At 71.9% G+C, this 14,357-nt stretch carries 14 protein-coding genes; 5 read left to right on the forward strand and 9 right to left on the reverse strand.

What is annotated here, in order from left to right; translation table 11 throughout:
- Window positions 1-47: 47 nt before the first annotated feature.
- A complete protein-coding gene (locus AB0877_RS17895; RefSeq protein ID WP_366609966.1) occupies window positions 48-1,580 on the reverse strand; it encodes an acyl-CoA carboxylase subunit beta in 1,533 nt (510 codons plus the stop codon).
- A 165-nt stretch (window positions 1,581-1,745) separates the two neighbouring features.
- Between AB0877_RS17895 and AB0877_RS17900 the strand changes: the two genes are divergently transcribed.
- Window positions 1,746-2,306, forward strand: coding sequence for a snapalysin family zinc-dependent metalloprotease (locus AB0877_RS17900; protein ID WP_366609967.1), 561 nt, complete (start codon window positions 1,746-1,748; stop codon window positions 2,304-2,306).
- Window positions 2,307-2,357: 51 nt separating this feature from the next.
- Here AB0877_RS17900 and AB0877_RS17905 read toward each other — a convergent pair whose 3' ends face one another.
- The 3 genes from AB0877_RS17905 to AB0877_RS17915 form a co-directional block, all read right to left on the reverse strand.
- Window positions 2,358-3,278 carry a hydroxymethylglutaryl-CoA lyase gene (locus AB0877_RS17905; RefSeq protein ID WP_366609968.1) on the reverse strand — a complete coding sequence of 307 codons (921 nt, stop codon included), beginning with the start codon at window positions 3,276-3,278 and terminating at the stop codon, window positions 2,358-2,360.
- Window positions 3,279-3,484: 206 nt separating this feature from the next.
- Window positions 3,485-4,846 carry a biotin carboxylase N-terminal domain-containing protein gene (locus AB0877_RS17910; RefSeq protein WP_366609970.1) on the reverse strand — a complete coding sequence of 454 codons (1,362 nt, stop codon included), beginning with the start codon at window positions 4,844-4,846 and terminating at the stop codon, window positions 3,485-3,487.
- Between the two features lie 71 nt (window positions 4,847-4,917).
- A complete protein-coding gene (locus AB0877_RS17915) occupies window positions 4,918-5,517 on the reverse strand; it encodes a TetR/AcrR family transcriptional regulator (RefSeq protein ID WP_238669677.1) in 600 nt (199 codons plus the stop codon).
- Between the two features lie 205 nt (window positions 5,518-5,722).
- On the opposite strand from AB0877_RS17915, the gene AB0877_RS17920 reads away from it, so the two are divergent.
- Window positions 5,723-6,946, forward strand: a complete 1,224-nt coding sequence (locus AB0877_RS17920; RefSeq protein WP_366609971.1) for an MFS transporter — start codon at window positions 5,723-5,725, stop codon at window positions 6,944-6,946.
- Here the strand turns inward: AB0877_RS17920 and AB0877_RS17925 are convergent.
- Complete coding sequence (locus tag AB0877_RS17925) at window positions 6,943-8,100, reverse strand: FAD-dependent oxidoreductase (RefSeq protein ID WP_366609972.1); 1,158 nt, start codon at window positions 8,098-8,100, stop codon at window positions 6,943-6,945. The two genes, AB0877_RS17920 and AB0877_RS17925, sit on opposite strands and share 4 nt — an antisense overlap.
- A gap of 106 nt (window positions 8,101-8,206) precedes the next feature.
- Here AB0877_RS17925 and AB0877_RS17930 point away from each other — a divergent pair, with 106 nt between their 5' ends.
- The 3 genes from AB0877_RS17930 to AB0877_RS17940 all read left to right on the forward strand — a co-directional run bounded on the left by AB0877_RS17930 (window position 8,207) and on the right by AB0877_RS17940 (window position 10,597).
- Window positions 8,207-8,788 carry a TetR family transcriptional regulator gene (locus AB0877_RS17930; protein ID WP_366609974.1) on the forward strand — a complete coding sequence of 194 codons (582 nt, stop codon included), beginning with the start codon at window positions 8,207-8,209 and terminating at the stop codon, window positions 8,786-8,788.
- A gap of 70 nt (window positions 8,789-8,858) precedes the next feature.
- Complete coding sequence (locus tag AB0877_RS17935; RefSeq protein ID WP_366609976.1) at window positions 8,859-9,407, forward strand: SigE family RNA polymerase sigma factor; 549 nt, start codon at window positions 8,859-8,861, stop codon at window positions 9,405-9,407.
- The gene (locus AB0877_RS17940) at window positions 9,404-10,597 is read left to right on the forward strand and encodes a hypothetical protein (protein ID WP_366609977.1); all 1,194 of its coding nucleotides are present in this window, start codon (window positions 9,404-9,406) and stop codon (window positions 10,595-10,597) included. Before AB0877_RS17935 ends, AB0877_RS17940 begins: the two co-directional genes overlap by 4 nt.
- A 112-nt stretch (window positions 10,598-10,709) precedes the next feature.
- Here AB0877_RS17940 and AB0877_RS17945 read toward each other — a convergent pair whose 3' ends face one another.
- From AB0877_RS17945 to AB0877_RS17960, 4 genes are all read right to left on the reverse strand, one after another.
- Window positions 10,710-11,612, reverse strand: a complete 903-nt coding sequence (locus tag AB0877_RS17945) for a sulfurtransferase (protein WP_366609978.1) — start codon at window positions 11,610-11,612, stop codon at window positions 10,710-10,712.
- Window positions 11,613-11,631: 19 nt separating this feature from the next.
- On the reverse strand, window positions 11,632-12,078 hold the full coding sequence (locus tag AB0877_RS17950) for a hypothetical protein (protein ID WP_366609980.1): 447 nt from the start codon (window positions 12,076-12,078) through the stop codon (window positions 11,632-11,634).
- A 2-nt stretch (window positions 12,079-12,080) separates the two neighbouring features.
- The gene (locus AB0877_RS17955; protein WP_366609981.1) at window positions 12,081-12,848 is read right to left on the reverse strand and encodes an SGNH/GDSL hydrolase family protein; all 768 of its coding nucleotides are present in this window, start codon (window positions 12,846-12,848) and stop codon (window positions 12,081-12,083) included.
- 177 nt (window positions 12,849-13,025) lie between these two features.
- Window positions 13,026-14,168 (reverse strand): hypothetical protein, encoded by a 1,143-nt coding sequence (locus tag AB0877_RS17960; protein WP_366609982.1) that lies wholly within the window; start codon window positions 14,166-14,168, stop codon window positions 13,026-13,028.
- Window positions 14,169-14,357 lie beyond the last annotated feature (189 nt).

The raw sequence follows: 14,357 nt of genomic DNA on the forward strand, positions 1-14,357 counted from the left end.
CGCTCGTGACGCCGGGGGCGGGTCGCTGTGCGGGCCCGGGTCGATGGTCAGACCGGGGTGACGCCGTGCCGACGGCGGGAGAAGTGCCGATCCTTGGTCCGGGCCGCCGCGAATCGACGGACCAGCTCGGTGCGCAGGTCGTGCGGCTCGACGATGGCGTCCACCACCAGCTCGCTGGCCAACCGGACGACGTCGATGTCCTGCTCGTACTCGGCCCGCTTGGCGGCGACGAAGGCGGCCCGGTCCTCCTCGTCCGCGATGGCGGCGATCTTGTTGGCGTAGACGGCGTTCACGGCGGCCTCGGCGCCCATCACGGCGATCTTCGCGGTCGGCAGGGCGATCGTGGCGTCCGGCTCGAACCCGGGCCCGGCCATCGCGTAGAGACCGGCGCCGTACGCCTTGCGGACCACCACGCAGATCTTCGGAACCGTCGCCTCGGAGATCGCGGTGATCATCTTGGCCCCGTGCCGGATGATGCCCTGCTTCTCCACCGCGCTGCCGACCATGAAGCCGGGTACGTCGCTGAGGAACAGCAGCGGCACGTTGAACGCGTCGCAGAGTTGCACGAACCGGGTGGCCTTGTCGGCCGAGTCGACAAAGAGCACACCGCCCTTGAACATCGAGTTGTTGCCGACCACACCGACGACCTGGCCGTCGAGGCGGCCGAAGCCGATGGTCAGCTCCTTGGCCCACAGCGCCTGGATCTCGAAGAACGAGCCCTCGTCGAGCAGGCCCTTGGCGTACCGCCGCATGTCGAACGCCTGCCGCTCACTGGCCGGCACCAGCGCGGCCAGGTCGGCCTTCGCGGGCGCGGCGACGGCCGGCGCGGCCGGCGGCGGCTGGGTCCAGTTCGCCGGCAGGTACGACAGGTAGGTCTTCACGACGTCGAGCGCGTCGGCCTCGGTCTTGCAGAGGAAGTGCCCCACGCCGGATTCGGCGGTGTGCACCTTCGCCCCGCCCATCGCCTCCAGGGTGGTCTTCTCGCCGGTGACCATCTCGACCATCCGGTCGGAGCCGAGGTACATGCTGGCGTTGCCGTCGACCAGCGCCACCACGTCGCAGAACGCCGGGATGTACGCACCACCCGCGGCGCTCGGGCCGAACAGCGCGCAGACCTGTGGGATCGAGCCGGAGGCACGGACCTGGTTCCAGAAGATCTTGCCGGCGCCACGCCGACCGGGAAAGAGATCGACCTGGTCGGTGATCCGGGCGCCGGCCGAGTCGACCAGGTAGACCATCGGCACGCCGGCGCCGTACGCCCGCTCGATGATCCTGATGATCTTCTCGACGGTGCGGGCACCCCAGCTGCCGGCCTTGACCGTGGAGTCGTTGGCCATCAGGCAGACCTGTCGGCCGTCGATGGTGGCGGTGCCGGTGACCACCCCGTCGGCGGGCAACCCTTCGGCCATCGTGTTGGCGTAGAGGCCGTCCTCGACGAACGAGCCCTCGTCGACCAGGAGCCCAACCCGTTCACGGGCGAAGAGCTTGCCCTTGGTCGCGTTTGCCGCGTGGTACTTGTCCGCGCCGCCGGACCGGGCCCGCTTGCGCAGCTGCTCCAGTGCCTCACCGTCGAGCGTCACGCCGACTCCTCCGCCATACTGACCTGAACGATCGTTAGGCTAGCGCATCGGCGGGACTGTCGGCGACCTACGAGCGAACCAGACAGGTGAGCCGAGAGCAAGACATTGAAAAACATGAATACATGTCGCTAGGCTCCTGACACCCCTCCCAGATTGGAGTCAGCGATGACCTCACGACTCAATCGGCTCGCCGTCGCGGTACTCGCGACGACACTCGCCACCCTCGGCGTCACGGTCGCCAACCCGTCGCCCGCGTCCGCCGCCATGACGATCTGCTACAACACCAGCCAGGCGGGCGGCTACGCCGGCACGGCCAACCAGGCCGCCTCGATCTGGAACAACGCCACAGTCAACCTCACGCTCTCCGCCAACTGCGGCTCCAACCTGCGCATCTACCAGATCACCGGCGGCGGCTCGTACGCCATCCGGACCAGCCTCGGCAACGGCCGGGTCTACATCGACACCCAGCAGGCGGCGCAGTACAGCCCGCTGCGGATCATGACGCACGAGATCGGGCACATCCTCGGTCTGCCGGACAACTACAACGGGAACTGCTCGCTGCTGATGTCCGGCGGCAGCGCCGGCACCGGCTGCACCAACCCGTACCCGAGCAGCGCCGAGGCGAACCGGGTCAGCAACCTCTTCGCCGGCACGTTCAGCGCCACCGACCGCAGCGCGGACATCTTCCGCGACAGCTGGCCGAGCGCGCTCACCACGGTGGGCTGACCGAACCCGCGAGAACCGAAGGGGCCGGCGCGCGCCGGCCCCTTCGCGTCCTCAGCCCGGCAGCGGCGTCAGCCGGGTACGCGGACCGGCCCGCAGCACGCCCGACGGCAGCCTCTTGCCGAGCAACTCCTCGGCCAACTCCGCCACCTCGATGAGCGCCGGCAGGTCGATGCCGGTGTCGATGCCCATGTCGTGCAGCATGTGCACGGCCTCCTCGGTGGCCAGGTTGCCGCTCGCCCCCGGCGCGTACGGGCAGCCACCGAGGCCACCGACGCTGGCGTCGAACTCGGTAACCCCCAGCTCCAGCGCGGTCAGCAGGTTGGCCAGCGCCGTACCCCGGGTGTTGTGGAAGTGCAGCAGGACCGGCACGTGCGCGTTGCGGTCGCGTACCGCGGTCAGCAGCTCGCGCACCCGACGTGGGGTGCCCATGCCGGTGGTGTCGCCGAACGCGACCCGGTCCGCGCCGTCGCGGACGACCCGGTCCACGATTGCGGCCACCCGCCGCGGGTCGATGTCCCCCTCGTACGGGCAGCCGAAGCTGGTCGCCACGATCACCTCGACCCGCGCCGACGCGCCGTGCAGCAGGTCGATCAGCTCGGCGATGTCGTCCAGCGACTCGTCCGTGGACCGGTTGACGTTGCGCCGGTTGTGCGTGTCACTGGCCGAGACCACCACCTCGATCTCGGTGAATCCGGCGGCGAGGGCCCGCTGGGCACCCCGGGTGTTCGGCACCAGCGCGGAGTACCGCACCCCGTCGGCCTTGACCGCCCGCTGCCACACCTCGTCGGCGTCGGCCATCTGCGGGATCGCCTTCGGGTGCACGAACGACACCGCCTCGATCCGGCGTACGCCGGTGCCGGAGAGGGCGTCGAGCAGCCGCACCTTGGCGTCGGTCGGGATCGGGTCCTCGTTCTGCAACCCGTCGCGCGGCCCGACCTCGCGGATCGAGACGGAATCTGGCAACTGGCTCATCGGTCACCTCGCTGTGACGTCGGATCGGGACAGCATGTCGGCCGCTTTGCTCTGCTGCCCTATGTGCGCCGGCTACTGTCCGTCATCGGGCAGCGGCTGGCGCATATAGGTAAGCAGAGCAAAGGGCCTACAAACCAGTCTTGCCCGGCCGCCAGGCGGCACGGCCGACCGGCGACACGGACGGACCGCACCAGCGGCCTGCCCGCTCAGCGCATGCGGGAGACGATGCCCGTGTCGTAGGCGCCGGAGCGGAACTCCTCGTTGTCCAGCAGTTCGGCGAAGAAGGGGACGTTGTTCTTCGGGCCCTCGATCTGGAACGCCGCGACGGCCGCCTTCGCGCGATCGAGCACCTCGTCGCGGGTCGCGCCGCTGATGATCAGCTTGGCCAGCAGGCTGTCGTAGAACGGGGTGACCGTGTTGCCCTCGGTGTAGCCGGAGTCCACCCGGACACCCTCACCCGTCGGCTCCACCCACGTCCTGATCACACCCGGGCCGGGCAGGAAGCGCTTCGGGTCCTCCGCGTTGATCCGCATCTCGACGGCATGCCCACTCGGGGTCAACGCGTCCGGGTCGAACGTCGGCGCCAACCCGGAGGCCACCCGCAACTGCTCCTCGACCAGGTCGATGCCGTACACGTACTCGGTCACCGGGTGCTCCACCTGCAACCGCGTGTTCATCTCCAGAAAGAAGAAGTCCTCGGAGCCGGGAGCGTCGGAGTCCAGCTCACGCGGGACCAACAGGCACTCCACGGTGCCCGCGTTGCGGTAGCCGACCGCCTCGCCGGCCCGCACCGCCGCCGCCAGCAGCCGGGACCGCAGCTCCGGCGAGACAGCCGGCGAAGGAGACTCCTCGACCAGCTTCTGGTTGCGCCGCTGCACCGAGCACTCCCGCTCGCCGAGCGCCACCACCCGGCCGTCGGCCAGGCCGAGGATCTGCACCTCGACGTGCCGTACCCGGGGAAAGTACCGCTCGATCAACACCGAGCCGTCGCCGAACATCCGCTCGGCGAACGCGCGCACCTTGTCGTACTCGGTGCGGAGCGCGGCCTCGTCGACCGCCACGCCCATGCCCATGCCGCCACCGCCGGCGGCGGCCTTGACCATCACCGGGTAGCCCATCTCGGCCGCGGCCGTCACTGCGGCGTCCGGGTCGGCGGCCGGGTCGGTGGTGCCCGGTGCGACCGGAACACCGGCCGCCGCCATCAGGTTCCGGGCGTTGATCTTGTCGCCCATCGCGGTGATCGCGTCCGCGTCGGGTCCGACCCAGATCAGGCCGCTCGCCTCGACGGTACGGGCGAACTCGGCGTTCTCCGACAGGAAGCCGTAACCGGGGTGGATCGCCTGCGCGCCGGTCGACCTGGCGGCGGCGAGGATCGCCTCGGTGTTGCGGTAGCTCAGCGCCGGGTTCGGTGGGCCGATGAGGACCGCCTCGTCCGCCTCCGCGACGAACGGCAGGTCGGCGTCGGCCTCCGAGTGCACCGCGATCACGCGGATGCCGAGCCGCTTGGCGGTCCGGATGATCCGGCGGGCGATCTCGCCCCGATTGGCGACCAGCAGTGACTCGATCATGTTTCCTCCCGGCGTCCGGATGGTGGGACGATGTCAGGGAATCATGACCGGTACGGTTCTGACGAGTCGGCTCAGGCGAGCAGCGCGGCCAGTGTCGCCCCGCGCAGCAGCTCCGCGCGGCGTCGCCGGTCCACCTCACCACCGAGGAACGGCGTCGAGTTCATCAGGCCGAACGCGGCGTGCGCGAGCACCCGGGCCTCACCGTCGGGCATCCCCGGGTGCAGCGCGGTGAGCACTGTCACCCACTCCTCGACATAGAGCCGTTGCAGGCGACGGATCCGACGCCGCGGCTCCTCGGGCAGGCGGTCCAGCTCGTGCAGGTGCAACGCGATCACCGCCGGGTTGGCCAGCGCGAACTCGACGTGGAAGTCGATCAGCGACTCCAGCACGCCGCGCGGGTCGTCCGAGCGCCCGACGGCGCGTTCCCGCCCACCGGCCAGCAACCCCTCACTGACGGGGATCAGCGCGGCGGCCAGCATGGCTTCCTTGCCGGCGAAGTGGTGGTAGAGCGCCGGACCGGTGACCCCGGCGGCCGCGCCGATGTCGTCCATCGAGACGCCGTGATAGCCACGCGCCGCGAACAGACCTACCGCGATCTCCAGGATCTCGTCCTTGCGGGACCTGCGCCGGCCCGCACCCGCCGCACCCCGTGCCTGCTGCTCCACCGTCACCGGACAAGCCTAGACCGCGCGGAGCCTGCGATGGTTGCCGGTCAGTTCCGTCCGTCCGCCTCGGGCCGGGCCGCTCCTGACCTGGCCAGGGGCGGCCGGCGAGGTCAACCGAACCGGCCGAGGATCTCGTGCCGGGAGGAAATACCCTCGTCGCGCTCCGAACTGGCTTGACCCTCGACCCGGTTGAACCGGCACGGTCGCCGGCATGACTTCCTCCGCTCTGGGCCGGGACTTCCAGCTCCTGTGGTCCGCGGCCGTCTCGTCCCGGTTCGGGGACGCGCTGCGTACCCCGGCGTTGGCGCTGTTGGCCGCGACCGTGACCCGTGATCCGCGGATCATCGCGGCGGTCACCGTGGCCGGGCAGTTGCCGCCCCTGCTCTTCGGCCTGCTCGGCGGCGTGTACGCGGACCGCTGGGACCGCCGCCGGACGATGGCAGTGGTCGACGGGGTACGCGCGGCAGTGGTGGCGGCGCTGGCCGTGGTGATCGCGCTCGACCGGGTCAGCGTGCCGGTGCTGCTGGTGGCGGCGTTTCTGCTCGCCACGTTGGGCACCCTCTTCGACTCCGCGTCGTTCGCCCTGCTCCCCGCGTTGGTGCCACCGGACGCGCTGCCCCGGGCGAACGGTCGGCTCCAGGCGGGGTCGGCGGTGGCCGGTGGCTTCCTCGGGGCACCCGCCGCCGGTGTCCTGTTCGCCGTGGCCCCGGCCCTTCCGTTCGCCCTCGACGCCGTCACCTTCGCGGCGGCCGCCCTGCTCGTGCTGGCTCTCGGTGCGCCTTCCGCCAGCACCCCGAGAACGGCGCGGCGGCGCGACTCGGTGTGGGGCGAGATCGTCGAGGGGCTGCGGTGGTTGGTGGCGCACCGGACCCTGTGGCGGGTCACGGTGCTCACCGCCGCGAGCAACCTGGCGATCAGCGGAATCATGGCGGTGCTGGTGCTCTACGCGCTGGACGTGCTTCGGGTGCCACCGGCCGCTTACGGGCTGTTCGCCGCCGCCGCCATCATCGGGGGCGTGGTGGGGGCGCTCGGGGCGGGACGCCTCGCCGCCCGACTCGGCACGGTACCGGCGCTGCATGCGGTGCTGGCCGTGGAGACCGTGGCGCTGACCGGCTTCGCGGCGGCTCGGCATCCGGTGTGGGGCGGGATCGCGTTGGCCGTCTTCGCCGCCGGCACAGTGGTGTGGAACAGCCTGTGGGCGTCGTACGGGCAGCGGCACGTGCCGGGCGAACTGCTGGGCCGGGTCGGCGCGGCCCAGCGGATGGTCGGTCTGCTCACCGCACCGCTCGGGGCGGCGCTCGCCGGGCTGGCCGCCGCGTCGTACGGCACGGCACCGGTGGCGGGCGCTGCGGCGGCGACGTTCGCGCTGGTCACCGTCGCAGCGTGGCGGACACTGCGACCGACCGTGTCCGCCGTGTCGAGCGGCGCGGGTTAGCTCGGCGTCCGCTCCCGGTGCGACAGCCCGGACAGCCGCAGCGCGATGCGTCGGCGAGCCGGTGGAACGGCACCGAGCAGCCGGAGCAGCACGTCCCGGGCGGGCCGACGAGCCGGGGAGACAGCGGCCATCCTGGTCAGCCCGGCGGCGAAGCTCAGCACGTCCTCGGCCATCGGCCGCTGCCGGGCGGTGTAGTCGTCGAGCAGCGTCTCCGGGCCACCGTCGAGCACGTCCGCCACCGCGGTGCCGAGTGCCACCGCGTCGCAGATCCCGAGGTTCATGCCCTGCCCGCCGGCCGGGCTGTGCACGTGCCCGGCGTCGCCGGCCAGCAGGACCGGTCCGACCCGGAAGGTGTCGGCGATCCGATGGTGCACCCGGAACCGGGAGCCCCAGAGCACCTCGGTCACCCGGTCGGGTCGCCGCGCCGGGCCGCGCTCGTCGAGCAGCGCCTGGAGGTAGGCCGCGTCCGGTTCGGCCGGGGCGTCCGCCACGGCGGCGACCAACCGGACCACCCCGCCGGGCAGCGGCGCCCAGACCAGCGGCCCGGGGCGGGCGAGGAAGAGCGCCGCCTCGTCGCGGGGCAGCACGCTGCTCACCCGCACGTCGGCCAGCACGAAGGACTCCTCGTCGCTGCTGCCGGTGAATCCGATGCCGGCCAACTGTCGGACCGTGCTGTGCAGGCCGTCCGCGCCGACCACGAACCGGGCCCGCAGCGCCGCACCGTCGACCTGCGCGAGCATGCCGTCACCGACCCGGCTCAGCCCGGTGAGCTGGCACGGCCGTCGTACCTGGACACCACGTTCAGCCAACTTCTCGGTGAGCACGGCCTCGGTGACCGCCTGGGAGACCAGCAGCGCGTAGGGGAAGCGGGACGGCAGCTCGTGGAACGGCACCGACAGCAGCACCCGGTCCCGGTCGCGCACCGTGAAGCGCGGCGTCCGCACCGCCTGGGCGATCAGCGGCGTCGCGGCGTCGATCCGGTCCAGCACCTCCAGGGTGTACGCGTGCACGACGGCGGCGCGGGAGGTCGTCGGCGGCGCGGCCAACCGGTCCAGCACTGTCACCTCGACGCCGCGCCTTGCCAGCGTCAACGCGGTGGCGAGACCGGTGGGGCCGGCGCCCACCACCAGGACGTCGGTGCTCGTGGGCAGCATGGCTACCTCCAGAAGACCGTTGCCAACACCCGTTGGCAAACACTTGTTGGCAACGCTAGGGCCCACCCGATTGCGTGTCAACACTTGTTGGCCTACGGTCGTTGGCATGACCCCGTCCGCCCCGTCGACCCAACCCCGACGCTCCGACACCACCCGGGCGGCGATCCTGCGAGCGGCCCGGGAACGGTTCGCGGCGGACGGCTACGAGCGCGCCACGATCCGGGCCATCGCCGCCGACGCCCAGATCGACCCCTCGATGGTGATGCGCTACTACGGCAGCAAGGAGGGGCTGTTCGCGGCGGCGGCCGAATTCGACCTACGCCTGCCCGACCTGACCTCGGTGCCGCCCGCTCGACTCGGTGAGGTGCTGGTCCGGCACTTCCTCGCCCGCTGGGAGGGCGACGAGACCCTGGTGGCGCTGCTGCGGGCCGCCAGCACCAACCCCGGCGCGGCCGAACGCATGCGTGGCATCTTCGCCGATCAGCTCACCGCCGCCGTGGCCACGTTCGGCGGCGACCCGGCGCTGACCGCCCGACGGGCCGGCCTGGTGGCCAGCCAGATCCTCGGCCTCGCCTTCACCCGGTACATCGTCCGCCTGCCGCCCATGGTGGACACCCCGCCGGACGACCTGGTCTCCTGGATCGCGCCGACTCTCCAGCGCTATCTGACCGGAACGCCACCGGGCTGACCCAACCTTTTCCCACCTCCCGTGCGTCTGCCAGTTGACGCCTACAGCGCGACGGCCGGGAGGGGGGCGCATGGCGCCGCCGAGGGACGACGGACGCGAGGGCTACCTCGCCTTCGTGGAGAACCACCAGCACCGGCTGCTCCGTGCGGCCCACCTGATCTGTGGCAACCAGCATCAGGCTGAGGACCTCCTCCAGGACGCGCTGCTGAAGCTGGCGCTGCGCTGGTCCTCGGTCCGCAACGGCGACCCCTCCGCGTACGTGCGGGCCATCCTCTACCGCGACTCGGTGTCGTGGTGGCGTCGCCGACGGCGGGAATGGCTCAGCGCCGCACCGCCGGACCGGGTGGCCCACGACCGTGACGGCGCGTTGCGGCTGACGATGCACGACGCGCTGGGCCTGCTGCCACCACGACAGCGGGCCGTGCTGGTGCTGCGCTACTACGAGGACCTGACCGAGGTCGCCACCGCCGAGGCGCTCGGGGTGACAGTCGGCACCGTGAAGAGCCAGTGCCACGCGGCGCTGCGCCGACTTCGCGAGGTCGCCCCGGACCTCGCCCGCGACGCCCGACCGAGCCAGGGCTCGGCCGATCTGGCCAGCGGTCTGGAGGTGAACCCGTGAACGAACAGGAACTGCGCCAACTGCTGACCGTCAGCGTCGAGGACGTGCTCCCCAGCCAGCCGGCCACCGCCGGATGGGAGCGGGCTCGACGCACCCGGCGTACCCGGCGGGCCGTCGCGGTGGTCGCCGTGGCCGTACTCCTTGTCGGCGGTGGCACGGTGGCGGCGCTGCGACCGCCCGCCGATTCGACGCCGGTCCCACCGGTCGGCCCGACGGTGACACCGACCGCCGATCCCACCCATGGCGCTCCGGTGCAGCGGCCGCCCGCGGAGCTGACCTACCCGCCCGATCCGTTGGCCAAGCTCGGCGCCCCGGCGACAGTGTCGCTCTCCGAGCGACCGGTCCAGCGGGCCCTGGCACTGTTCCAGCCGTTGGACGAGGAGGGTCGCGAGGACGGCCCGGTCCGGGTGCTCGGCAACGACGGCGTGGTGCGCAGCCTCGACGTGGTGCCGCTGGCACCCACCCGGGACGCGAGCGGCAACGAGGCAACGGCCCTCAAGCCGGGAGTGCTGTCGCCGGACGGCCGATCGGCCGCGTTCGCGCAGACCAAAGAGCTGATCATGATCGACCTCACCACGGCGGCCGTCCGCCGGATACCGCTCGACGGCTACCTGGAGTTGGTGGTGTGGGCACACGACCGGGTGCTGGTCGGAGGCGACGACCGGACGTACGCGGTGGACCGGGCCACCGGGACGGCCAGCACGATCGACGTGTCGACCTGGGAGTTGATCGCACCCGACCCGGCCGCCGGCCGCGAGGCCCCGCTCATTGAGACGTACGGCGAGCGGACCAGCCTGGCGCTGCGCAGCCGAACCGCCCGGGAGGGCAAGCTCCGCTCGGAACAGCCGATCAACGCCTCGGCGCTGCCCTCGCCCTACCAGGTCAACGAGTTCTACGGCCGGGGCTGGCTGCACGGCGAGCGGCTGGCCCGGGCAGCCTGGATCACCAGCGGCGAGATCGACGGTGCCGAGGGTGCCGCCGTGCTGGACGCGCGGACCGGTGCCGTGCTCCACCTGCTCGATCTGGGCCGGGAGCGCGGCAAGGGCTGCTGCGAGGTGCTGGGCTGGGACAACAGGGGCGCGGTGCTGCTCCGGCTGGAACCGGCCGCCCTGGCGCGCTGGCATCCGGAGACCGGCGAGATCACCGGAATCGTCCGCGACCTGCGCGGCGTGATCGCACTCGCGGGCTGACCAGGGTCACGTCGCCTCAACGTGATCGACTCGGGTTCATGGACATCGCGGTGTCCCAGCGAAGGGGACAGCACGACATCGGGGAACCCGAGCCGATCACACGACGAACCGGTCAGGCAGCCAGGCCGCCGGGCTGGTCGCCCTTGACCACTGGTGCCCGGACCAGGTTGCCCCACTCGGTCCACGAGCCGTCGTAGTTGCGCACCTGCGGGTAGCCCAACAGGTGCCGCAGCACGAACCAGGTGTGGCTGGACCGCTCGCCGATCCGGCAGTACGCGATCACGTCGTCGTCCGGGCTCAACCCGAGCTGGTCGGCGTAGATCACCTTCAGCTCGTCGGCGGACTTGAACGTGCCGTCCTCGTTGGCGGCGGACTTCCACGGCTTGCTGACCGCGCCCGGGATGTGCCCACCGCGCAGCGCACCCTCCTGTGGGTAGTCCGGCATGTGCAGCATCTCGCCCGTGTACTCACCCGGCGACCGGACGTCGACCAGCGGCCGGCCGGACGCGACGTGCGCCATGACCTGCTCGCGGAAGGCCCGCAGCGGGGCGTCGTCACGCAGCGGCACCGGGTAGTCGGCGCGCGGGCGAGCCGTCTTGTCGCGGGTCACCTCGCGTCCCTCGGCGATCCACTTCTGCCGGCCGCCGTCGAGCAGTCGCACATCGGCGTGGCCGAAGAGCGAGAAGACCCAGAGGGCGTACGCGGCCCACCAGTTGAAGTTGTCGCCGTAGAAGACGACGGTGTCGCCCCGGCCGATGCCCTTCGCGGCACACATCTCGGCGAAGCTCGCGGCGTCCAGGTAGTCCCGGGTCACCTGATCGTTCAGCTCCAGGTGCCAGTCGACCTTGACCGCACCGGGAATGTGACCGGATTCGTAGAGCAGCACGTCCTCGTCGGACTCGACGACGACGAGGCCCTCATCGCCCAGATGCTCGGCCAGCCACTCGGTGGTGACCAGCCGCTGCGGGTCCGCGTACGACTGGAGGCGGGGATCGGGATCGTTCGGCACAGACATGATCCCCAAGGTACGCCGTTCAGGCGCGACGGTGGGCTATCCGGCCAGCGACGACGGTCACCAGGCAGGCACCGTCGGGGCCGTGCACCGCGAGGTCGGCCCGCCCGCCCGGACGCAGCGTCGGGGCCACGGCGGTGGCCAGCACCAGCAGGTCGCCGCGCTCGGCTGCGGCCCGCAGGGCAGGGTCGGCCAGGTGTTCCGCCAGCACCGCCGTCACCCCGGTACGCAGCAGCGCGTGCACCCGCTCACGCGGGGTCGGGGCGGGCGGCAGCGGGCCGTCGTGCAGCAGACCCGGCCCCAGCGAGCCGGGCCAGCGGCGAACCCGGGCGTTGGCGTACGCCGAACTCAGCTCGGCCAGTGGGCCGACGGCCTCGATCCGGTCGCCACTGGCCAGCACGGCGTGGTCGGGCAACGGCTCGCCGTCCGGGTCACGGCGCAGCAGGGCCGCCGTGTGCAGGGTGAGCATGATCAGTCGACGAGCGGACCGAGTTGCGGGCGCTTCGCCGTCACGGTGTCGCCGGAGGACCGACCGGTCAACCGCCGCTTCACCCAGGGGGCGAGGTACTGACCGGCCCACCGCAGGTCGGAAGCGCGGGCGGCCAGCCATGGCGACGGTGCCGGGTGCGGCGGAACCATCATCCACTCCTCGTCGCAACCAACCCCGAGGGCGTTCAACACCTGCCCGGCGACCCGGCGATGCCCGGCCGGGGAGAGGTGCAGCCGGTCGGTGCTCCAGAGCATGGGGTTGAGGAACGTGTCGTCGGCGTACAGGTCGACCATGATCGCGCCGTGCCGCTCGGCGGTCTCACCGACCGCCTGGTTGAGCAGCTGCACCCGGGGGGCGACGAGGCGTTGGCCGGGCAGTCGGGCCATCACGTCCGCGAACCGGAAGAGGAGCACGTCCGCTCCACCCGAGCGGAGTTGCCGGACCACCTCGTCGAAGCGGGCGACCAGCGTGTCCGGGTCGAAGGTACGCCGCAGCACGTCGTTGCCACCGGCCGCGAAACTGATCAGGTCCGGCTTCATCGCCACGGCGGAGGGCACCTGCTCGGCGACCACGCTGGGGAAGAGCCGGCCCCGAATGGCCAGGTTCGCGTACCGGAAGTCGGGCCCCGCGTCGGCGGCGAGCCGGGTCGCCACCAGGTCCGCCCAGCCTCGGAAAGTGCCGTCCGGGTACGCGTCGTCCATACCCTCGGTGAAGCTGTCCCCGACCGCGACAAAACTGCCCCAGCGCACCCGCGCCTCCCTCACGCCACCTGTTGCCTGCGGCGACCAGTCTGTCACCGCAGCAATGCCCGGCACCGCCCCGAATCCACGACGTGTCGGAGGTCATGGCGCGGAGGACGACGGGCGGAACCGGCCACCCCCGTGAGTGGCCGGTCCCTCATCACCCGGTGACGCCGCACCGGGAGTTCAGCCCAGCAGACCGCCCCACGGCTGGCCGGCGGGCACCGACGCGGTGGCCAGCACCCGGCCGCTGGCGGCGTAACGGACCAGCCGGTACGCCGGCGCGCCGTCAGCCGGCGTCGCCGCGTTGATCTGCACCACCAGACCGCCGTCGGCCATCACGAGCCCGTCGATGGCTTCACCGTGCCCGGTCGGCTGCTTCCAGGCCGGGTCCAACGGCGCCAGCTCGGTGACGGCCCCGCTGACGGCGTCGAGCCGGTAGTTGCGGAACCGCTCGCTGCACCCACATCCCCCGGGACTGGTCGTGTGGGCGCTGATCACCAGCGTCCGGCCGTTGCCGGAAACCGCGGCCACTCCACCGATGACGAGGCCGGCGGGGAGGCGCGGGCTGATCGCACGTCGGACGCCTCGCTCGTCCCCGATCGCCACGGTCTGCGCGCCGACCTGGGCGATCCATCCGCCGGACACCGTCGGGCACTTCGGGTAGTGGGTGGCGAGCACCTTCTGCCCGGTCCCGTCGGCGTTGACCGCGATGAGCGTCAGCTCCTTCTCCCGCCCCAGGCCGTACAGCACCCGCCCGGAGTCGAGCCAGCTCGGCGCACAGGTCTGCTGACCCTGGGTCGGGATGACGTGCCGCTTCGTGCCGTCGAACGCGCTGATCACCAGCTGGCGGGCGGACCCTTCCGCCCAGGCCACCCGCCGGCCGTCCGGAGAGACGGCGAGCGGGCCGTTGAGGGCTTTGCCGTTCCCGGGACGGCCCGAACGCACCACCTGCCACGTCCCGGCAGAGGTACGCCGCCAGATCCGGGCCGGGTCGTTCTGCTTCTGGCCGTTCTCCTCGGCGGTGTACCAGGTGAGCTGCGGCCACTGCGTCGAGCCGACCGCCGGCCGGGCCGGCGCGACGGCGGGGGCCGCATCCGGCACGGAGCCGCCCGTGCCGGCGGCCGGGGTGTCACCGGTCGCGGGAACGGGGGTGGCGGCAGCCGTGCCGGTGACGCTTTCGGTCGGAGCGGGCGTGGCCTTCGGGTCGGCGGTGCCGCAGGCCGCAGCGCCGAACGTCAGCAGCAGCAGTGCGGCCGTACCGGCGAGCGCGCCGGAGCGGCGGGCCGAGGCGGGACGGGTGGTGTGGGTGAACGGGCCGAGGTTCATCGATTGAATCCTTTGTGGAGGGTTACGGTGTCTGACACCACCCAAGACGAGCCGCTGCCCGCGGCGAGTTGCCGTCGCGGCGCGCTACTACCGGACAGTCGGATCCGCTCGCACCGGCAACCTTTTCCGCAGCTCACCGACCGTGATCAACACCCGGCCCATCAGTGTTTGCAGACGCAGAAAGGGCGG

Origin of the sequence: Micromonospora sp. NPDC047644, assembly GCF_040704315.1 — a bacterium.
GTDB lineage: Bacteria > Actinomycetota > Actinomycetes > Mycobacteriales > Micromonosporaceae > Micromonospora.

Coding starts and splice junctions, on each gene's coding strand:
- AB0877_RS17900 (WP_366609967.1), top strand. CDS start 1,746: ATGACCTCACGACTCAATCGGCTCGCCGTCGCGGTACTCGCGACGACA.
- AB0877_RS17905 (WP_366609968.1), bottom strand. CDS start 3,278: ATGAGCCAGTTGCCAGATTCCGTCTCGATCCGCGAGGTCGGGCCGCGC.
- AB0877_RS17910 (WP_366609970.1), bottom strand. CDS start 4,846: ATGATCGAGTCACTGCTGGTCGCCAATCGGGGCGAGATCGCCCGCCGG.
- AB0877_RS17920 (WP_366609971.1), top strand. CDS start 5,723: ATGACTTCCTCCGCTCTGGGCCGGGACTTCCAGCTCCTGTGGTCCGCG.
- AB0877_RS17925 (WP_366609972.1), bottom strand. CDS start 8,100: ATGCTGCCCACGAGCACCGACGTCCTGGTGGTGGGCGCCGGCCCCACC.
- AB0877_RS17930 (WP_366609974.1), top strand. CDS start 8,207: ATGACCCCGTCCGCCCCGTCGACCCAACCCCGACGCTCCGACACCACC.
- AB0877_RS17935 (WP_366609976.1), top strand. CDS start 8,859: ATGGCGCCGCCGAGGGACGACGGACGCGAGGGCTACCTCGCCTTCGTG.
- AB0877_RS17945 (WP_366609978.1), bottom strand. CDS start 11,612: ATGTCTGTGCCGAACGATCCCGATCCCCGCCTCCAGTCGTACGCGGAC.
- AB0877_RS17950 (WP_366609980.1), bottom strand. CDS start 12,078: ATGCTCACCCTGCACACGGCGGCCCTGCTGCGCCGTGACCCGGACGGC.
- AB0877_RS17960 (WP_366609982.1), bottom strand. CDS start 14,168: ATGAACCTCGGCCCGTTCACCCACACCACCCGTCCCGCCTCGGCCCGC.